Annotated in this window: 10 protein-coding genes and 2 pseudogenes; 7 read left to right on the plus strand and 5 right to left on the minus strand. The window is 67.8% G+C overall.

Translation table 11 applies throughout. The features are described from left to right. Positions 1-108 precede the first annotated feature (108 nt). The 3 genes from ACZ4LX_RS05875 to ACZ4LX_RS05885 all read left to right on the plus strand — a co-directional run bounded on the left by ACZ4LX_RS05875 (position 109) and on the right by ACZ4LX_RS05885 (position 2,302). Positions 109-621, plus strand: coding sequence for a thiamine pyrophosphate-dependent enzyme (locus tag ACZ4LX_RS05875; protein ID WP_467639255.1), 513 nt, complete (start codon positions 109-111; stop codon positions 619-621). A gap of 340 nt (positions 622-961) precedes the next feature. After that, on the plus strand, positions 962-1,144 hold the full coding sequence (locus ACZ4LX_RS05880) for a hypothetical protein (RefSeq protein ID WP_467639252.1): 183 nt from the start codon (positions 962-964) through the stop codon (positions 1,142-1,144). 102 nt (positions 1,145-1,246) lie between these two features. Next, positions 1,247-2,302, plus strand: a complete 1,056-nt coding sequence (locus ACZ4LX_RS05885; protein ID WP_467639250.1) for an alcohol dehydrogenase catalytic domain-containing protein — start codon at positions 1,247-1,249, stop codon at positions 2,300-2,302. A gap of 734 nt (positions 2,303-3,036) precedes the next feature. Here the strand turns inward: ACZ4LX_RS05885 and ACZ4LX_RS05890 are convergent. Beyond that, on the minus strand, positions 3,037-3,717 hold the full coding sequence (locus tag ACZ4LX_RS05890) for a ScbR family autoregulator-binding transcription factor (RefSeq protein WP_467639247.1): 681 nt from the start codon (positions 3,715-3,717) through the stop codon (positions 3,037-3,039). Between the two features lie 880 nt (positions 3,718-4,597). Here ACZ4LX_RS05890 and ACZ4LX_RS05895 point away from each other — a divergent pair. Then, complete coding sequence (locus tag ACZ4LX_RS05895; protein ID WP_467639244.1) at positions 4,598-5,599, plus strand: ScbA/BarX family gamma-butyrolactone biosynthesis protein; 1,002 nt, start codon at positions 4,598-4,600, stop codon at positions 5,597-5,599. On the opposite strand, the gene ACZ4LX_RS05900 is transcribed toward ACZ4LX_RS05895, so the two are convergent. Next, the gene (locus ACZ4LX_RS05900) at positions 5,585-6,481 is read right to left on the minus strand and encodes an SDR family oxidoreductase (protein ID WP_467639241.1); all 897 of its coding nucleotides are present in this window, start codon (positions 6,479-6,481) and stop codon (positions 5,585-5,587) included. The two genes, ACZ4LX_RS05895 and ACZ4LX_RS05900, sit on opposite strands and share 15 nt — an antisense overlap. Positions 6,482-6,689: 208 nt before the next feature. Between ACZ4LX_RS05900 and ACZ4LX_RS05905 the strand changes: the two genes are divergently transcribed. Further along, the gene (locus ACZ4LX_RS05905; RefSeq protein ID WP_467639238.1) at positions 6,690-7,436 is read left to right on the plus strand and encodes a ScbR family autoregulator-binding transcription factor; all 747 of its coding nucleotides are present in this window, start codon (positions 6,690-6,692) and stop codon (positions 7,434-7,436) included. Positions 7,437-7,468: 32 nt separating this feature from the next. Here the strand turns inward: ACZ4LX_RS05905 and ACZ4LX_RS05910 are convergent. Both ACZ4LX_RS05910 and ACZ4LX_RS05915 read right to left on the minus strand, forming a co-directional pair. Next, a pseudogene (locus tag ACZ4LX_RS05910) lies at positions 7,469-8,938 on the minus strand (FAD-dependent monooxygenase); the annotation flags it as partial. A 293-nt stretch (positions 8,939-9,231) separates the two neighbouring features. Further along, complete coding sequence (locus tag ACZ4LX_RS05915) at positions 9,232-10,422, minus strand: alpha/beta hydrolase family protein (protein WP_467639235.1); 1,191 nt, start codon at positions 10,420-10,422, stop codon at positions 9,232-9,234. 344 nt (positions 10,423-10,766) lie between these two features. On the opposite strand from ACZ4LX_RS05915, the gene ACZ4LX_RS05920 reads away from it, so the two are divergent. Together ACZ4LX_RS05920 and ACZ4LX_RS05925 are read left to right on the plus strand one after the other, a co-directional pair. After that, entirely contained in the window at positions 10,767-18,986 is an 8,220-nt protein-coding gene (locus tag ACZ4LX_RS05920) for a SpvB/TcaC N-terminal domain-containing protein (protein ID WP_467721103.1), read from the plus strand. Between the two features lie 478 nt (positions 18,987-19,464). Further along, complete coding sequence (locus ACZ4LX_RS05925; protein ID WP_467639229.1) at positions 19,465-20,520, plus strand: GDSL-type esterase/lipase family protein; 1,056 nt, start codon at positions 19,465-19,467, stop codon at positions 20,518-20,520. Positions 20,521-20,781: 261 nt separating this feature from the next. On the opposite strand, the pseudogene ACZ4LX_RS05930 reads toward ACZ4LX_RS05925, so the two are convergent. Then, positions 20,782-21,239 (minus strand): annotated as a pseudogene (locus tag ACZ4LX_RS05930) (MBL fold metallo-hydrolase); the annotation flags it as partial. Positions 21,240-21,352 lie beyond the last annotated feature (113 nt).

Here is a 21,352-nt window from a genome sequence, read left to right on the forward strand (position 1 = left end):
GAACACCACCCCCCAGGTCATCTCGGACAGGGGGACCAAGTCATGCCGGGCCCGGAGGCCAGCGGCCCCGTTGCGGAGCCGTGGAAAACATAACGGGGAGCCGGCTCGATGGGATACGCGATCCCGGCTGCCCTCGGCGCCCAGGTGGCCCGCCCGGACGCCGAGGTATGGGCGGCCGTTGACGGCGACGGGTGCTTCCAGATGACCAACCAGGAACTCGCCACGTGCGTGCACGAGCGGCTGCCCGTCAAGGTCGCGGTCATCAACAACTCGTCCCTGGGTATGGTGCGCCAGTGGCAGGAGCTTTTCTACGACGGCGACATCCAGCACACAGACCTCGACACCAGAGATGGACCGCTCAGCCCGGACATCACCAAGCTGGCCCTCGCATACGGTTGCGCAGCATGGAAGGTCACTCGCCCCGAAGAAGTTGACCGAGCTTTGATCGCCGCCTCGGCGGTGCGCGACCGGCCGGTTGTCCTCGAATTTGTTGTACCCAGAAGCGACATGGTTTGGCCCATGGTGCCGGCGGGGGTCTCCAACGAAGAGGTCCTGATTGCACGCGACATGCGCCCGTACCTTGGACCGGACCCCGTCGCTCGGAGAGACCCGGGGCCGTGACACCTGAGATTCAGCCCTCACGCGTTGACCGGGCATAGCCTGGGGCCACCGGAAGGAGCACGGCGGTGAAAGATCCCCCCGATAACGAACTGGAATTAACCCTGTCCGGACTGTCACCACCCGGCAGTGCGCATGTAGCTGAACACCTCGCCTTGGCGCGTGGGCGGGTGAAAGAGACGCTACCCGCTCTGGGTGGTCAAGCACGGCTGGTTCAAGTTCGCAAGATTCTCCTAAGTCCGGGCGACACCACGGGCTGGCACTTTCATCACGGGCCACTACTCATTGTGGTCAGAGAAGGAGTGCTCACCCACACCTTGCCCGGGACCTCAGCACAGAGGCGGTGCTGGCCGGGGAGGCTTTCGTCGAGTTGCCCGGGCGCGAACACGGACACATCGGCAACAACCTGGAGACGACGCCGCTGGTGATGTACGCCATCTACTTCCTGCCATCCCTGGACTCCCCTCTCTCCGAACCTATCGCGGCTCCCGGACCGCAACCGGATGCGGCCCCGCACACCGAATGAGGCAGCAGTCCCCACTGCCATTGCTGTCCACGCACACAGGCATCTGCACCACGGTAGCAACAGCAGTTGCGACGGCCCCGTACAGGAACGAGGAAGAAAGTCATGGATGCTTTCTGCTTTGACGGAGTCGGCCAGACAGAATGGCGGTCGGTTCCGGATCCCCGTATTCGGGATACAGAGGATGCGATCGTCCGCGTGGACGCGACCACCATCTGCGGAACAGACCTGCACATCGTCGACGGTTCGGGAGCCCGCATCGCGCCGGGGACTGTACTTGGTCATGAGGCGGTCGGGACAGTCGTCGAAGCAGGCTCCGCCGTACGCAGCGCTGTGGAAGGACGCCGAGTCGTCATACCCTGCATCTCCTCCTGCGGCCGCTGCCCCTCGTGCCGACACCACTCCTACAGCCAATGCACTGGCGGCGGCGCATGGCAACTAGGCAACCTCATCGACGGCACACACGCCGAATACGTGCGCGTCCCCTTCGCCGACTACAGCACCTACCCGCTGCCTGACGACGTCACCGACGAACAGGCCCTGCTGCTCTCGGACGTCCTACCCACCGCCTACGAAGTAGGCATCCCACCCGGAGCGGTCACGCCAGGCATGAGCGTGGCTGTCGTGGGGACCGGTCCGATCGGCCTCGCCTCCATCCTCTGCGCCCGCCTCTTCAGCCCGTCCATTGTCATCGCAGTCGGCCGCTCACGCCCGCGTTTGGATGCGGCCGGACCCTTCGGGGCCGACCACCTGCTCACCCAGAGCGAAGACGTCGCCAAGCGCATACGCTCTCTCACCCCCGGCAGACAGGGCGTCGACCTTGCCATCGAGGCTGTGGGCTCGGACCAGGCGTTCGGCCTTTGCGCGAGTATCATCCGGCCGCGGGGGCGGATCGCGAATACAGGAGTGCACGCAGAGCCGGTATCCATGCCGTTGAACGCCTTGTGGAACCGCAACATCACCATCTCCACCGGCCAGGTCGACACCTACACCATTCCCGACCTGCTCGTGCTGCTGCAGACTCGACGCATACAGGTCGACCGGCTGATTACTCACCGGATGCCACTGCATCGTCTGCCCGATGCCTATGCCCTGCTGGCAGACCGTCGCGACGAGCTGGTCATTAAGATCGCTCTTCAGCGCAAGGCTTCCCTTGAGTAGGCGTTGCGTCAGAAGCCCGCAGTGTCCGAAGGTTGTGGCGCGAAGTACGGCACCTACGCGTACGACGCCGGTGCCGCCAACTTTGCGTGGTCATAGCCACGATCCGCGTGTCGCAGGTGAGGGCTCGTTTCAGTGGGTGGTTCGTGATTCTTTGAGGTGATCTGCTGTCGCCTGGTGGTGTGGTGACAGAACGGAATCTGCCGGTCCGCGGTTGGTGATCTGGTGATGTGGCCGGGTGAGTGAACGCAAGCCCTACCCAAGTGATTTATTGGACGAGCAGTGGTCGTTGACCACGCGGTGATCACCGCGTGGAAGGACCGGCACCACTTCATCAGCGGCTATCAGGGCGCCTACGATATGCGGGAGATCGTGAATGCGATGCTCTAGCTGGGCCGGACCGGCTGCCAGTGGGCCTGTCTCCTGCGGGCGGGCATCTCGGGACGGACTCAAGCAGTCACATCGCTCACGCCTTGGTACGCGCGCTCATGGCTGTGCCCTCGAATCCAGTCGTTGCCACACCCGGACACGATCAGCAGACCCGCCACCCCACACAAGCCCAATCGGACACCCAAGTCCGGTTGTTGTGGTTCCTGCGCTCGGCCCACAGGCCGGGCCCTCACCCGCTTTGAAGGTTTCACAGATCGCGCAGCACAGAACAGAGGACTCTCCGCCCCGGAGGCACAGAGAAAATGTACGGCAGGGCTTCTCCCCGACGGTTCATCAGAAAAACACGATCAGTCCGTTGCCCGGGCATTCGGCGTCAGTCCGTTGCCCACGGCCGACGTCGCGGTGCGCCGGAGACGGCCGGCCGGGGACGAAACTACCGGCACGGGCCCCCGCCCGCTCGCCAGCCTCGGCAGCACCAGGTCCCAGAATCCGGCGATCGTCTCCGCTGACAGCCATCCCCTGCCACTGCCGCCGAGCACCTCGAAGCCCACCGTCACTGCCACGATGGAAGGCGAGGCATCGGCGGGCGACACCCCTTCGGCCAGTCCGCCTTCCGCATCGGCACGCCGCAGCATGGCCTCGACCCACCGCTGCCACCCCTGCCGGAGCCGAGGCTCCTGCCCCCAGGCGGGGTCACTGCCCAGACCGAAGCCCGCCTGGATCACAACATCGTCGGCCAGCCCGCTCATCAGCTCGTACGTGGTGTCCACGAGTACCTGCAGAGCGCAGCCTCCCCCGTTCACCCCTCCTTCGGTGATCCGACGCACGGCCTTGGCCGCCTCGTCCTCGACGGCCCGGGCTAGTGTCTTCTTGTTTTCGAAGTGGAAGTGCAGCGCGCCGTTGCTCACCCCGGCCCGGCGGCTGATCGCAGCGAGCGAAGCGAGGGCGAAACCCTCCTGCGCGAACACTTCGGCGGCGGCATGGATCAACGACTGCCGTGTGCGCGCCGCACGGTCCTGCATGACCATCAAATGCCTCCTGATTACAGGGCTCGGCGACACGGTTCCCGAAAGGGCGGACCCACTTTGTCCCGCCGCTCCCGAGCCACTGCGAGGGGTTGCGGTGCTTGCGGGACGACAGGCAGACACGCCTGGGCCGGAACATCACGAGCGGGGCGCTGAGCAGCTCGCGGGTCCCGGCGGGGTCGGTGACGACGTCGGCCGGGCCGCGCCCGGCAGCGCTGTGCGAGCGCACCTGTCCGCTCCGCCCCTTGCACCCCCGCTCGCACAGCGCCGGCAGTTCCGCCGCAGGGCCATGGGCATCCACAGGCTCACCGGACCCGGCAAGCCTCCCCACCGACATGCCACAGCCCCTCTCGATGTTGCCTCGCGGCATTGAACCAGCATAACAAACCATCTAAGCGGTTTTCTGTCCAGGTCGATCCAGTCACTTGAACGCACCCAGGCTCGCACTGACACCGACCCTGCGGCACCCTGTACGGAGTGCGTTCCCAGCGCCGCCGCGCGGACAGGCCCGCACACCTTCCCCACCCCCGAGCAACGACCCGCTTCCCCGCAAGCACGGAAGGAGAACCTCCACGGACGGAGAGCCTCGACAAGGACACCCACTCCGCCCTACCGTGCCCCACTCGAATCACCCCAGCTGACTCATGGCGGAAATCCGCCCATGAAGAGCCCCTTTCCAGCCGGGAAAGTCTTGAGCGGCAGGGCCGAGTGGCCTCACCAGGGGCAGCCCGTCGAGAGGCAAGGCGCGAGGGCCACAATCGGAGCTCGCGGTTTCGCTGCTACCGCTTGCGAAGAGACGGTAGAAATTAAACCGGTTGGTATGTATCTTTGGTGTCCCACGAAGGGCTCACCCGGTTCTCGTTATCGTCGTTTTGGGGGAAAGATGACTGCAGCAACGATCCAGCTTGCTCACCCGCTCACGGACGAGAACTCCGCACGGGCTGCCATCCGGCCGGCTCCGTCGGCCACGCCGCCGCTGTTCCGTTTTCCGTCACTGACGACCACGGTGCCCATGGAGTTCGTCCACCGGGCGGCTGTCGCCGAAGTCATGCTCACCGACTGGAAGCGTGAGGACGACGACCGCTTCAAGGTGATGGCCCAGTGGCCCCGCGGGCACAGCTTCTTCAGTCCCATCGGCGCACACCACGATCCACTGCTGGCTGCAGAGACGATACGCCAGGTGGGCTCGCTCCTGGCACACGCGGAGTTCGACGTTCCGTTCGGCCACCAGTTCCTGATGTGGGACCTCGCGTACGCAGTCGAGCCCGATCAGGTCCTGATCGGCGGCACACCCGCATCGCTCGACATCGACGTCACCTGCACCGAGGTCAAGCTGCGCAGCGGCGCCCTGACCGGACTGCGCTACGAAGCGGTGATCCACCGTGACGGGAAGCCTGCCGGGCGGGGAGGCGGCGCCTTCACCTGCACCACACCGGCCGTGTACCGCAGGCTCCGGGGAGACCGCCGCACTGCCGGGGACATGCCCGAAATCCCCCTCACGGCCCCTGCCTCGCCCGGCAGCGTCGGACGTGTGTCACCCGTCGACGTGGTGCTCTCCCCCGCCGGGGAGCAGAACCGCTGGCAGTTGAGGGCCGACACCCGCCACCACGTCCTCTTCGACCACCCGGTCGACCACGTTCCGGGCATGGTGCTCCTGGAAGCGGCCCGCCAGGCAGCGGCAGCGGCCCTCGACAGCCCCGCGATGCTGCCCGTCGGCATCACGAGCGAGTTCCACCGGTACACCGAACTGGACACACCCTGCATGATCCAGGCGCAGCACCTGCCCGCGACAGCCGGTGCCGAGAAGCGGGTCCTGGTGACCGGCCATCAGGACGAGCACCTGGTGTTCACCTCCACTGTGACGACACTCTCACCCGAGGGCTGACCGGCTTGCACCGGCGACTTCGCCCTCCTGGGGCCGCTTCGGGGCGAAGGCACCGGCGTGGTCCCCGGCCCAATCGGCGAACGACCGGGCGGGCCGCCCCGTCACCTCTCGGACACCGTTTCCCACAGCCGCCTTGGCTCCGTCCCGCTGTCGTCGCGCACTGCTCAGCAACGCGTCCGCCAGTTCGGGCGAGTGGCGGCGCAGCATCGCGGCGCGCGCTTCCTGCGGGGTCAGTTCCTCGAAACGCAGCGGCACACCGAGCACCTGCGCGAGCAGCCGTGTCTGTTCGGCCGCGCTGACCGCCTCCGGCCCGGTCAGCGTGTGGGCCACGCCCTCGTGTCCGTCCTCGGTGAGCGCTCGCACCGCCACTTCGGCGATGTCGCGCGGGTCGACACACGCGTTCACCGATGTTCCGTACAGGGCCCGCACGGTCCGCTCCGAGCGGACCGAACCCGCCCACGAGAGGCAGTTGGACATGAACGAACGGGGCCGCAGCATGGTCCAGGCCATCCCGGACTGCCGCAGGAGTTCCTCATTGGCACGCTGCCAGCGGGTGATCAGGTCGTCGGCCCTCGTGTCGGTGACCGAGGCCGCGGACAGCGTCACGACGTGATGCACGCCTGCCGCCCGCGCCGCACGGAGGAAGACGGCGCCTTCGTCACCGCCGACCCGGCTCGTGACGAGGAAGGCCTTGCGTACTCCGTGCAGCGCCCGAGTCAGCGAGTCGGGATCGGTGTAGTCTCCGGCGACTGCCTGCGCCTCGGGCCTCGTAACGGTGATGCCCACGGGGTTCCTGGTCATGAGACGCAGCGGCACGCCCGGCGGGAAGGAACGCACCACTTCCCTGCCGACCGTCCCTGTCGCACCTGTCACCAGAATCATCGGGCCCTCTCCCTCTCCGTACCGGCTTCGCGGCAGGGTGCGGGAAGCCGACCGCGGCGCCGGGGTTCGCGGCCCCGCAGTGCCGATCGATCATGTTCTACACCCGTTCGTTGCGGGCGCCGACCGCTGTAAGATACATACTAGCCGGTTTTTTTTCATACGCTACGGTGCCGTCGGCGCAGTAGTCATGTAAGTGGAGGAGGCGAGAATGGCGAAGCAGGATCGAGCCATCCGTACACGTCAGACGATCCTGTCGGCGGCGGCCCAGGTGTTCGAGAAGAACGGTTACCAGGCGGCCACGATCGCCGAGATACTCAACGAGGCGCGAGTCACCAAGGGGGCCTTGTACTTCCACTTCCAGTCCAAGGAAGAGCTGGCCCAGGGTGTGCTCAGCGAGCAGGAGCAGCGCCTGGACGTCCCCGCACGTGCCTGCAAGACGCAGGAACTCGTGGATGTCATCATGCTGCACGCCTACCGGCTGCAGACCGACCCGATGGTCCGCGCCGGTGTACGGCTGTCCCTGGACCAGCAGGCTCATGACCTCGACCGCAGCGGCCCGTTCCTGAACTGGGGCGAAGTCCTGAGGGGACTGCTCGAAAAGGCGCAGGCCCAGGGAGAGCTCCTGCCTCACATTCTGCCCCGGGATACCTCCGACGTCCTGGTGGGCAGTTTCGCCGGTGTCCAGGCGATGTCGCAGGCGATCAGCCAGTACCAGGACCTTGCGGGGCGAGTCTGTTCCCTGCTGCGTCATCTGCTGCCCAATGTGGTGCTCGCGTCCGTCCTCACCTCGGTGGACATCTCGCGCACACGGGGGGTGGCGGTCTTCACCGAGCTGACCGGGGTACTCGACGAGGAGGCCGGCGTTCCGGCCGGCTGGGCCGGCTCCCCTTCCGGGACGGGGACAGGCACCGGTCCCGGGCTCACTTCCTTGCCGAACAGCGCCGTCAGCGCGTAGGCCAGTGGTCCGCCCCCGTCCGACGCCCAGGCGACATATCCGTCGGGGCGCACGAGTACCGCCGAGCACGGCGCGGAGGGTGTCGGCGGGCAGTGGGCCACACGCAGGGACCGCTCCCAGGCCCGTGCCGTGTCCGCGTAGCGACCGCCTTCCTCGCCGAAGAGCAGCAGGAGCGGTTGACCGCCCTCCCCCAGCAGCCCGATCAGGTCCGACGGGCCGTTGGCGGTGGTCAGCTCGATGTTGTTCAGAAAGGTCCCTTCCCACGGGGAGCGACAGTGCGGGCTCGCGGGAAGCACAGTGTCCTGGGCACTGATCATCCCGCTGAGGAAGTCGTTGCCGCCGCCCGACTCCAGAAGGCCGGCGAGCAGCGTCCGCAGAGAGCCGAGTTCGGCGCCTGTGCCCATCAGCGCGACCTGGGCGCGGGTGTTGTCGATGACCTTCTGAGCGGCGGGCCTGCGTTCCGGGCCGTAGGTGTCGAGCAGTCCGTCGGCCGCGCCGCCCCGTACCACGAGGGCGAGCTTCCAGCTCAGGTCGAGGGCGTCCAGCACTCCGGTGCTCAGGCCCTGCCCGCCGATCGGGAAATGCACGTGCGCGGCGTCCCCGGCCAGGAAGAGACGTCCGGCGCGGTAGGTCCGGGCGAGCCGGGTGAAATCGCTGAAGCGGCTGAGCCAACGGGGGGCGGTCATCGTGACGGGGTGTCCGGCGATCCAGGACACCTGCCCGCTCAGCTCGGCCAGGGTCGGCGGAACATGCCGGCCGGAAGAGCCGTCTCCGCGGACGAGTGTGTGGATGAGGGTACGGCCGTCGGAGCCGTTCTTGGCGATGAGCCAGCCCCTGGGCTTACGGTGCCAGCCCACCGGGATCGCCTGATCGTCCGGGATGCGGACCAGTCCCGTCATCGCGGACATGGTGGGCGGGCTGACGTCGCAGGCGATTCCCGCGGCCTCGCGGACCATACTGCGGGCCCCGTCCGCTCCCACCACGTACGCGACGGTGAACGTCCGGAGCCCTCGCGGGCCCTGCGCGGTGACCCGCACCCCGACGCTGTCCTGCACCACCTCCGTGACCCGGTGCTCACGCAGCACCCGTGCCCCGTTGGACCGCGCCCGACTCTCGAAGATCCGTTCGAGTTCCGCCTGGGGGCACTTCAGGATCGGGCTGGGCTCCGCCTCCGGAGCAGTGATGGACAGGCCCGGGATACCCGCGAAGTGGAAGGGCATAGTGGCTGCCGTCCCGGCCGCCCGGGACGTCTGCTCGAAGAAGTAACCGCTCCTGGCCAGAGCCTGGACCGCCCTGGCGTGAAGCGTAGTGGCCTTGGGTCTCCCGGAAACAGCGGCCTCCGGCTCCAGGACCACCGTGTCCACATTCTGCGCAGCCAACTGCGCCGCGACCAGCATGCCGACCGGGCCTCCCCCGACCACCATTACCTGTGCGGGTATTGGGCCAGCCATCCTGAGCATCTCTCTTTCATTCCGCCCGGAGCGCCCCGCGCCCCTGGTCATCAACGGACCGCATATGGAAACACAGAAGAGGGCTCCGGCGCTCTCTCGAACCGGCGGAACACCTCTTCCCCAGAAATGTACCGGTTGGACGGTTCTTTGCTGCGCCACGGCCCCTCCGGAGCGGAAGCCTCACCGGAGGGCCCGTGGCGCGGGGGACGGGATTCACGGTCCCCCGAGGCAACCGAATCGGCGGTTCGGGCCGAGAATCCTTGGCGACCGCCCCGGCCGCCCCGCCCCGCCCCGCCGGGAAGCTGTTCGCGTCCGGCCCGCCGGCCACCCATGCGGTGAGACCCTCAGGGCCGCTGGAACGAGACTTCCGGATTGGCGGGTGTCGGACCCGCGAGCAGTGGTTGCCGGACGCCCTTGAGGTGCAGGTCGAAGAAGGCGGTGACGTAGTCGCGGGTGATGCTGCTGGAACGGTCGGCGGCCAGTGGTGCCGTGGGATCCGTGATGCCCAGCTCCGCCCCGAGGACCGGTATGTCGGTGAAGGTGAAGTGCCCCGCCCCGGCAACGGTGAGCCACCGCTTCCAGCCGTCGAGGTGCTGCCAGTCCCGGTCCCACGTGGTGTCGGTCGTGCTGCCGGGGGCGTGCTGGACGTCGGTGCCGAGCATCATGAACGGCCGGCCTCGGAGCCCTGCGGCGGCGACCGGGTCGTAGAAGGAGCCGTCCATGTTCACACCGGCGCGCACGCGTGGGTCGAGGGCCATCGTGGACGCGGCGCTGTTGCCGCCGATGGAGTGCCCGGCCATACCGACGCGCTGCCGGTCGATCATCGAGGAGTGGCGCCAGGCAGGGTGGCTGCCCGTCAGCCGGTCCAGCAGGAATGAGACGTCCTCGGCCCGGCCCCGGGCGACCTCCCCCAGGCCCGCGTCACCAGTCCGCTCAACAAAGTCACAGGCGGTGCAGGGCAGAACGCGTCCACCCGGAAAAGCGGTCATGACGGACTCGTAGGCGTGGTCCACCGCTGCGACGACGTAGCCTCGCGCAGCCAGGCCTGTCGCGAGGGACGTGAGTGTGGAACGGCTCTGCCCGAAGCCGGGCGACAGCACGATCAGCGGGAAGCGGCCGCGGTCGGGCGTCGCGCCGAGGCGGGCGTACGTCTCGGTGGCCCCGACCACCCCGGGATCGACGAAACCGCCGATTCCCCGCGACTCCAGCAGCAGTTCCGCCTCCTTCGTGCTCATGTACGGGGCGGGCACTCCGCTTCCGGCCTGTGCCGGGTAGAACATGGACACCAGCAGTTCGCGTGCTCCGGCCTCCGGCGCATAGGGGTCGAGGCGCCCGCTGTCCCGCAGGTGCAGAGTGCTCTCCCCGACTGCGTACGGCCCGGTCGGCGCGGGAAGCCGCAGCTGTGGGGCGGTGGCGGTGGGCTCGGTCCGGCTTTCGGCGGACGGCGGAGAGGACGCGGCGGCGGGGGCGATGGCCGTTGCGCCGAGGGCAAGGACGAGGAGCGAGGCGGCCATGCCGCAGTGGCGAGTTCTCATGATCCGAACGCTAGACCCGGCCCCGGTGCCACAACGTCCGCCCGCAGGCTGCTGTTTGGTACCTCTGTGGGCGCACGAGTGGGGGTGTGTGTCATACCAAGGGCCTACCGGCAACACGAAGTTCAGCGTTCAGCTTCCCTAAGCACCGTGACGAGCAGGCCCGTTGTCGGATCGTAACCGTATGGGGCAGGTCTTGTGGAGAAAACCTGTGCGAGTGAGCTGGCTCGCCCATACCGTTCGGGATGCGCGGGGGCCGCAGCCGTCGGAATCGCGTGTTCTGGGGATGTCGGACGTGTGGGGGAACTTCAATGAATGTCCAGCGTGCATTCCGCGGTCGGACTGGCGTGTTCCGCGGCAGGAACGGCGTGGTCTTCGCCCTGATCATGGCGCTGACCATGATCGGGCCGACTTCGGCCGAGCCCTTCCGCAGCGTCGCGGCAGGACCGGACGCGGGGTCGGCGGTCACCGGGCCGGAGGGGCCGGAGGGCACGTCGTTCAACCCCAACCAGATAAAGGACATCAAAGCCGCCGATCCCGGCGCCGGAGTGAACCTGATCGAGGCCCCGGCGGCGAACAGCGGCGGCGACGCGCGGCTGGCCTACCCACTCGAAGTGCCCAAGGGGCGCGGAGGCCTGCAACCAGAGCTGTCGATCACGTACAACTCGTCGGGCGGCAACGGCTGGACCGGCGTCGGCTGGGACTTGAGTACCCCGTCGATCACGGTGGACACCCGGTGGGGCGTGCCGCGCTACGACGGTGAGAAGGAATCCGAGTCGTACCTGCTGAACGGGGAACAGCTCACTCCGGTCGTACACCGCGGCGCACTCCAGGCACGCACTGCGGAGAAGGTGTTCCACCCGCGCTCCGAGGGCGGGTTCGACCGGATCGTCCGGCACGGCGACAAACCGTCCAACTACTGGTGGGAGGTCACCGACAAGCAGGGGCTGCGAACTGTGTACGGCGGGGCGCAGGACTCCACGCTCGCCGACGGCGCCGGCAACATCGCGATCTGGGCGGCGCGCGAGGTCCGCGACGGGCACGACAATCTGCTGCGCTACCACCATGTCCGGGTCGACGACGGCGGGGTCGCGAACTCCGGCCTCCAGGGCCGTGCGCTCTACCCGGAGCGCATCACCTACACCGGGCACGGCGAAACCGAAGGCCGCTACTCGGTGACCTTCCTCAGGGACCGTGACAGGGACGAGCCCCGACGCGGCGACGCCCAGATCGACGCGCGGTACGGCTTCAAGCGGGTCACCGCCGACCTGCTGCGCCGGGTCGAGGTCAAGCTCGACGACCAGCTGATCCGTGCCTACGAACTCAACTACCGAGTCGGCGCGTTCGCCAAGACGCTGCTGCAGTCGGTGTCGCAGTTCGGTGAGGACAACCGGGTTTTCAACACTCACGTGTTCGACTACTTCGACGACGTGCGGGACAAGTCGGGTGCCTACACCGCGTTCGAGGCCGCCGCGGCCTGGACGGTCCCCGACGACGACCTCGGCGTCAACATCCGGGAGGGTGAGGCGAGCGCGCTGTCGTCGAGCACGTCGGTCGGCGCGGGCGGGCATCTCTACGTGGGCTACAACCCGGTCGCGCCGGTCAAGTCCGGTTCGGCCGGTGTGAAGGTCGGAGTGAACGCCGGGGTGTCCGACGGACTGCTGGCACTGCAGGACGTCAACGGTGACAACCTGCCGGACAAGGTGTTCCGCAAGAACGGTGAGGTGTTCTATCGGCCAAACCTGTCCGGCCCGTCCGGGCAGCCGAAGTTCGGGGACACCCCGGTCAAACTCACGGGGCTGCCCGGCATCTCCCGGGAGACCACTCTCTCGGGCACCGCGGGCATCGAGGCGTATGCCGGCGTCAACGGCCAGCTGGACTACGTGTCGACCACGACGACGTCCGACCGGTACTTCACCGACGTCAACGCCGACGGCATCGCCGACCTGGTCAACAACGGCCGAGTGCTCTACGGGCGCCTGGACGCCGACGGCGAACCGGCCTACGGCGCCGACAGCGCCGGAACCGAGGCCCCGGTGGGAACGGGCGCCGCGACGGGCACGATCGTGGGCGACCAGACCGCGGCCTTCGAACGCGCGGTGGACAACTCTCCGTTGATGGACAGCGTGCGCCGCTGGGTGGCGCCGTACGACGGGACCGTACGGATCGAGGGCGGGGTGCGGCTGGAGAAGGACACCGGTCCGCAGCGCCCGGAGTACGAGAAGGCCGACGGTGTCCGGGTCACGATCCAGCACAACGACAAGGAGCTGTGGGCACAGCGGATCGGGCCGGACGACTACATCGAGTTCGCCCCGACGGGGGTGAACGCGGTACCCGTGCGCAAGGGCGAAGCCGTGTACTTCCGTGTGCAGTCCGTTCTGGACGGCAAGTACGACACCGTGGCGTGGGATCCGACGGTCAGCTATGTCGGGATGGACGCGGGCACCGACACCAACGGCCTGAGCACCACGGTCTTCGACGCGAAGAACGACTTCACCCTGGCCGGACGCCCGTCCGTGGTCACCGTGCCGCTGACCGGCACGCTGAGGATCACCGGCGACCTGGTCAAGGCGACGGCGACCTCGGACAGCGTGACCGTCCTGATCACACACGAGAAGACCGACTTCCTGGGCAACCCGGTCACCAGCGAGCTGATCCGCAAGGTCCTGCCTGCGGCGTCCACAGGCACGACGCCGATCGACGTCAGCGTCCAGGTGGCCGCGCGGGAGCGGCTTTCGTGGAAGCTGTTGGTGGACTCCCCGATCGACGCGAACGCGCTGCGCTGGACGCCGAAGGCGCACTATACGAAGGCCAGCGGCGTCGAGTCGGTCGTGGACTCCGCGGGCAACCCGACGGTGGTGGTCAACCCCCCGTACGAGCTGAACGTGTACCCGGTGAACTCTCTGACCGGGCCGCAGGGTTCCTACACGGCCACACGCACCGGCACGCTGATCGTCGAGCCCGACATCCAGCTGAAGGCGAACTCCGAGAACGCGAAGATCTTCCTCACGGTCAAGAAGCGCAATGCGCTGCTGGGCAAGCGGACGATCGACCTGGTGCTCGGTGCGGGCCTGCCCTCTTCCCTGACGCGCTTGAACGTTCCGGTCACCGAGGGCGACGAGCTGTTCTTCGACATGACCACGGCGAACACCAAGCTCGTCGGCCTCCTCAACACGCAGACGGTCAAGGTCAGCTACGATGGCTCGAACTTCCAGCAGGTGCCGAGCGCGATGCACTCGCCCGCCGTCCAGGGCGCGTTCGCACAGCCGTACCGCGGCTGGGGTGTGATCGGTTACCAGGGCAACCGTGAACGGGCCACCCGCCCCATCGCACAGAACGAGCTGGTGCTCGACCAGAGCTACCTGGACGCGCTGCCGAAGGCACCGGAAGAGGACGACCTGGCCGCGTTCACCGCGGACCCGAAGGTTCCCGCCCCACGCATCACCGTGTTCGCCCCGCAGCCTTCCACGGGCAAGTGGGTTGCCTCCGACGACAGTACGTGGGTCGGAGCGTCTGCCGCCGCCAGTTCACGGCTGGGTCTGGACACCGTCGATATCGTCACCGACGCCGACATCGCGGGGTCGACCGGTCTGATACGGCGCGGGCGTTCCCAGCAGATCTCCACGACGCTGACGCTCGGTCCGTTCGGTGGCAGCGGTGCCATCGGCACCACCGCGAGTGAGGTCGACTTCCTCGACCTCAACGGTGACCGCTTTCCCGATGTCGTCGGCGCCAAGGGGATCCAGTACTCCGACATGGACGGCGGACTCGGCGCCACCCGCGGCACCCTCGGCGGCAATGTACGCGAGACGGATTCCGTCTCCGGGGGCGTGTCGCTGAGCGCGGGCAGCCCGGTCCGCACTCTGGCCACCGCAAGTGGCACCGATGCGCCCTCCGGAGATGCCTCGGCCACCACTGCCCGCACCGGCGTCGAGATGCCTTCTCTGGGCATCGGCGGCAACCTCGGCGGCGGTGAGTCGGATGCCAAGTTCGACCTCACCGACATCAACGGCGACAGCCTCCCGGACAAGGTGTACTCGAACGGGGAGGCCCAGCTGAACCTCGGCTACAGTTTCGCACCCCGCGAAATGTGGGGCGGTGGGCCCGTCAACGACGCCTCGACCCGCAACGCCGGTGTCAACCTGGGCTTCAATCTCGACAACTACGGCTTCGCGGGCGGGGTCTCCGCGACGCTGGGGACCTCGAGGACCAATGCCACACTGGCCGACGTCAACGGCGACGGCCTGACAGACCGTGTGTTCACCGACGGCACCAACCCCGTGAAGGTCGCGATCAACACCGGTGCCGGCTTCACCGCACCCACACCGTTCCGCGGCGCGTTCAGCGACATCGCGGTGGACAAGAACGCCACCCTCGGCGGCGGCGCGTACTTCACCTTCGGCTTCCCTGTCGGTGCCGGCCACATCGTGTTCAACCCCGGTGCGGACGCATCCACCAACATCGGCCGGGCCGAGGTGGCGCTGCGCGACATCAACGGCGACGGCCTGGCCGACCATGTCAAGTCGACCCGGGACAACGAGCTGCTCGTCGCGGTCAACAAGAGCGGCCGCACCAACCTGCTGCGCTCGGTCAGCCGCCCGATGGGGGCCCGCATCGATCTGGGCTACACCCGGTCGGGCAACACCGCGGCGATGCCTGACAGTCATTGGGTGCTCTCCAGTACCTCCGTGTTCGACGGGCTCGACGGCGACGGCGCTGACACGCGCCTGACCACCTTCCGCTACGAGAAGGGCCGCTACGACCGGGCGGAGCGCGAGTTCCTCGGCTTCGGCCGCGTCGTGACCGAGGACCGCGACCCCGGTACGGACAACGCCGTGCGCCGCACGGTGACCGACGAGTACCGCACCGACGGGCACGTGGGCCGCGGCCTGCTCACCCGCACGCTGACCGAGGACGGTGCCGGCCGCCCGTACAGCGAGACGCTCAACACCTACCGGCTGCTGGACACCTCCACGGGCAAGGAGGCCGACCCGAAGAGCCGGACAGCCACTGTCTTCCCGCAGCTCACCCGCGTCGAGGACAGGCGCTACGAAGGCGCGGCCACCGCAGCGAAGTCCACATTCACCGACCTCACCTACGACGCTTTCGGCAACGTCACCCGCGCCTTCGACGCGGGCGACGAGGGCACCGCGGACGACCTGGAGACCACCTTCGAGTACAGCGGCTCCGACACCCGCTGCCGCGACCGGCATCTCGTCGGCATCGCCAACGTGATACGGCAGAAGGCCGCCGCCACCGGCACACTCCTGCGTCACCGCGAATCCACCGTCGACTGCGCGACCGGCGCTGTGCGCCAGACCCGCGAATACCTCGACGACGACACCCCGGCCGTCTCCGATCTGACGTACCACCCGGACGGGAACCTGAAATCGGTGACCGGCCCGGCGAACGCGGAAGGGCAGCGCTACACACTCGAGTACGGCTACGACGCCACGGTCGGCGTGCACGTCGAGTCCGTCGAGGACAGCTTCGGCTACCGCTCGTCCACGGCGTACAACCTCAAATACGGCGAGCCCGAGCGGAGCACCGACCAGAACGACCAGCCGCTCAGGATGTCCTACGACAGTGCCGGCCGGCTCGACAAGGTGACCGGCCCCTACGAGAAGGACGGTGACCAGGCCACCATCACCTTCGGCTACCACCCCGAGGCGACCGTCCCGTACGCCACGACGAAGCACCTGGACCGCGCCGCCTCAGGCGTACGCGACGACACCATCGACACCGTCACCTTCAGCGACGGCCTCAAACGCGTAGTGCAGACGAAGAAGGACGCCTCGGTGTCCGCCTCGCCCGGGGCCACGCCCACCCAGGTGATGACGGTCTCCGGCCGGCTCAAGTTCGACTCCCTCGGCCGCACCGTGGAGAAGTACTACCCGGTGACCGAGAACAAGGGGGCCGCGAACACCACGTTCAACGCCTCCTTCGACTCCGTGACGCCCACGAAGGAGACCTTCGACGTCCTGGACCGGTCGGTCAGGACCGTGCAGCCGGACGGCGTCACCACCAGCACCGGATACGGCTTCGGTGAGGACCGTGCGGGCACGACCCGCTTCGAGCAGACGGTGACCGACGGAAACGACAAGGAGCGCCGCACCTACACCGACGTCCGAGGGGCCACCACCTCGGTCAAGGAGTTCGACGGCTCCTCGGAGATCTGGACCAGTTACGCCTACGACGCCACAGGTCTGGTCACGACGATCACCGACGACAAGAACAACATCACGCGCGCCGGTTACGACGCGCTGGGACGCCGCACCTCATTCGACAGTCCGGACGCCGGACGCTCCGAGACCCGCTACGACCTCGCAGGAAACGTCACGTCGAAGATCACCGCGAACCTGCGGGCGGCGGACGAGGCCGTCGAGTACGACTACGAGTACTCGCGGCTGAAGGCCGTCCGCTACCCGACGTTCCCGGACAACAACGTCTCCTACGAGTACGGCGCCCCCGGCGCACCGGACAACACGGCCTCGCGCGTCACCGAGGTCCACGACGCGGCAGGCACGGTGAAGCGCGCCTACGGGGCGTTGGGCGAGGTGACCGAGGAGACCCGCACGATCACCGCGGTCCGCGACGCCCCGCGCACCTACACCACCGCCTGGCGCTACGACGCCTTCAACCGCGTGCTGCAGATGACCTACCCCGACGGTGAAGTCCTCACCTACGACTACGACTCGGGCGGCCAGGTCAACCGGGCCACGGGGTCCAAGAACGGCACCGGCTACACGTACCTGGACCGGCTCGACTACGACAAATTCGGGCAGAAGATCCTGCAGCAGACCGGCAACGGGGTACGCACCACCTACACCTACGACACCGAGGACCGCCGGCTCGAAGCCCTCAAGTCCGTGACCCCGGGCGGAGCGGCGTTCCAGAACCTGGGCTACACCTACGACAAGACCGGCAACATCACCTCGCTGGCGAACAACGTGCCGCAGGGCGGGGAGATCGGCGGTCCCAGCAGCCAGACCTACGGATACGACGACCAGTACCGGCTCACCTCCGCGTCCGGCCAGTACACGGACAAGAACAACGCGCTCAACACGTACACACTGAGCCTGGGCTACGACTCGATCCACAACACCACGAGCAAGTCGCAGACCCACGAGGTCACCGGCGGCACCCCGGCCTTCCCGGTCGGAGGCGGCGGAGCCGGCCCGATCGAACCGGTCGAGGACCCGTCGAACCCGGGCGATGTCCAGGACCGGACCACGTACGACTACACGTACACCTACGACGGCGCCAAGCCGCACGCCCCGGGCAAGGTCGGTCCGATCAGCCATGCCTACGACGCCAACGGCAACCTGACAGGCACGGTCAACACGGCCGTCACCGACAAGCGCCGGCAGTACGTCTGGGACGAGGAGAACCGCCTCGCCTGCAACCAGGACGCGGCGACCGGCACGGTCGAGCAGAGCCCCGCGGGCTGCGCTGACGCCACCGTGTCCTATGTGTACGACGCGACGGGCGAGCGGGTGGTCAAGAAGGGCGAAAAGCTCTCGCTGTACCCCAACCGGAACTACAGCGAGCGGGACGGCACCGGCTACAAGCACGTCTTCATCGGCGACAGCCGCCTGACGACCAAGACCGTGGCCGACGGAGCCGAGAACGCCCAGTCGTTCTTCCACACCGACCACCTCGGCTCGTCCGGATACGTCACGGACGGCACGGGCGCGGTGACCGAACACCTGGAGTATTTTGCGTACGGGGAAACCTGGGTGGAGGAACGGACCGGCCAGGAGGACACGCCCTACCAGTTCACCGGCAAGGAACTCGACAGTGAGACGGGCCTCAGCTACCACGGCGTCCGCTACTACAACCCGCGCACCCAACTGTGGGCGGGCCCGGACCCGGCCCTGCCGGAGTATCTCGACACCAAGCTCGCGGGCGGGATCTCCGAACCCCGCAACCTCGCCGCGTACACATACGCGCACAACAGCCCCGTCAAGCTGGTCGATCCGACCGGACGGGCGCCCGAAGAACCGCCCACGCCCTACGACACGATCAAGAACTTCATGGCCGGCGAGATGTCGGTCAACTCCCGCTCCGACCAAGTACAGGAGATGAGGGCCCTCAACATGGACCCCAGCCGGGCACGCTGGCTCAAACCGGGCTATTGGGGCAACAAGAAGGAAGCGGCGAGCATGTGGAAGGAACTCGTCAAGACCGGCGGCCCATGGGATCACAAAGGCGCGATCAAGAAGATGAACGGGGACAAGGAGTTCAGCTGGACCGACATCACCGGGTCGGCCGAGAGCACCGGCCACGCCCTACAGATCCGGGACGACTTCTGGTCCAACGCCCACTACGGCTACGTGGGCACGGCGGCAGGGTTCGGCCGCCTGATCCTGCAGGGGGGCGCGAGTGCGGTCGACTTGTGGGAGAACAAGGAGCTTTCCAAGGCGGACATTGAGTCCATCGGGTTCGGGATCACCCTGTACGCCCGGTACGGGGATGGCGTGACCCCCGAGATACTCCATGCCGAGATCCTGCGCAACTACGAGATCATGCAGGTCATGGGAGTAATCCAGGAGAAGCCGCAATAGCTCTCAGCAGACACGAGGCACGCCCAGGGCGGCCGGCGCTCCCCGGCCGCCCTTCGCCTCCGCAACACGGCCCAGCGGAACGGCGGGGCTATGTGGGAGCCGCGTGCCACAAGTACCCCGCGAACGATGGGGATCCCGTACGTCCCGCAGATGACCACTGCCACCTCTCCCGCGCCCGCCGGGTACGCCGACAGAAGGCCAGGGCTCCCCCGCTTCCTGCGCCTCAATCATCTGACGGACAGGCTCAGTCCGGCGAGAACGCGGCGGAAGCTCCTCATGAACTGCCGGGGAGCCACGAGGCGTCCGTTCAACACGACATGCCGGAGGCGGAGTCGAACGTCGGAGGCCCTCAGTCCGGCCCGTCCGGGATATTGACGCGTCACTGCCAAGCGTGGGTTGATGAACGCGTGCATGGGAGCGCTCCCATGCACCGTGCCGTACCGCACCCCCGCTTCCACCCCCTTCGGGAAGGACACCCGTGCGCAGCAGAAGCAACCCCCTACTTGCCGCTTTCCTCGCCGCCCTCCTCGCCCTGGCCGCCGGTTTAGGTCTGGCCGGCACCCCGGCCGCCGCGGCCGCCACCGCGTCCCCGGTCCGGATCATGCCGCTGGGCGACTCCATCACCGGCTCACCGGGCTGCTGGCGCTCCCTCCTCTGGGACCAGTTGCAGAGCGCCGGTTACACCGACATCGACTTCGTCGGCACGCTCAACGCCCAGAGCTGCGCCCTCACGCACGACGCCGACAACGAAGGCCACGGCGGCTTCCTGGCCACCACCACCGCCGACCAGAACCTGCTGCCCGGATGGCTGGCGGCGACCTCGCCGGACATCGTTGTCATGCACTTCGGCACCAATGACGTCTGGAGCAGCATCGCGCCGGACACCATCCTTGCCGCGTACACCAAGCTGGTCGGCCAGATGAGGGCCTCCAACCCGGCGATGAAGGTGCTGGTCGCCCAGCTCATCCCGATCAATCCGAGCAGCTGCGCCGAGTGCGCCGCGCGTACGGTCGCCTTCAACCAGCGCATTCCTGCCTGGGCTCAGGGCATCAGCACCGCGCAGTCGCCGGTATCCGTCGTCGACCAGTGGACGGGCTTCGACACGGCCACCGACACCTACGACGGCGTCCACCCCAACGCCTCCGGCGACGCCAAGATGGCGGCCCGTTGGTACCCGGCGCTGTCTGCCCTGCTCACCCCGGGGGAACCCGAGGAGCCGGGGGAACCCGGGAGTAGTGGGTGCTCGGCGGCCTTCCGCGCGGTGTCGGCATGGCAGGGCGGCTACCAGGGTGAGGTAACGGTCACCAACACCTCGTCCACGGCAGCGATCTCTTCGTGGGCGGTACCCCTCGCACTGACGGCGGGCAGCCAGGTCACCCAGGTCTGGAACGGCGCACTGACCGGGACAACGGTGCGCGACGCCGGGTGGAACGGCACGCTGGCGCCGGGGGCGAGTACCACCTTCGGCTTCCTCGCGAGTACATCGGATGCGGCGGGCACGCCCTCGGTGACGGCCCTGTGTTCGGCGTCCTGATCCCCTGTTCCCGGTAGCAGGTCGGACGGTCGGATGCCCCCGCCGGCCGAGCGGCCGGCAGGGGCATCCGGCTGTACAGCACCTGTACGACGCGCTTGAGGGCCCCCATCCCCAGCCGATTGCGGGCGCCTGGGCAGGCTGTGATGAGAACACTGCGATACGGGTCCACTCGTTGAGGGTCTGACGGGTGCACAGCTGCCATGCCAAGCCGGTCGCTCGTCCTCCCCCGGGGCGAACGACCGGGCACGGCAGTGCCCTTCCTCAGCGGCCGATGTTCCTCTTCCCTGCTGCGATGGCGGTGTCGTCACCGTGGCCGGTGTGGACGACCGTTGGGTCGGGCAGGGTGAACAGCCGCTCGTGGATGGACCGCTTGATGAGGTTCTCGTCGCTGTACGAGCGGCCGGTGGCGCCGGGGCCGCCCCGGAAGAGGGTGTCGCCGGTGAACACACAGCCGAGATCGGGGGCGTGGAAGCAGACGGCGCCGGGGCGTGGCCGGGGGTGTGCAGGACGCGCAGGGTCGTATCGCCCACCGTGATCCCGGTTTTGTCGGCGAGGGCGGTGTCCCACTGCCGGTCGGGGTGGGTGAGCGTCCACAGTGGCTGGTCGGCGGGGTGAAGCAGGATGGGTGCTCCGGTCCGGTCGCTGAGTTCGGGTGCGACGCGGACGTGGTCGTCGTGGGCGTGCGTGCACAGGATGGCCGTGACTGTGCGGCCCGCCACCACCCGCACCTCCCGCAGCAGCCCTTCCAGAACTCCGGCCTGACACTGCCCTCCGGCATCCCCCATGGCTCCACAGCCTTCCGCTAGACACCCTGCTCTCGCGGGCTCGCCCT

Source organism: Streptomyces sp. NPDC026062, from assembly GCF_055568375.1.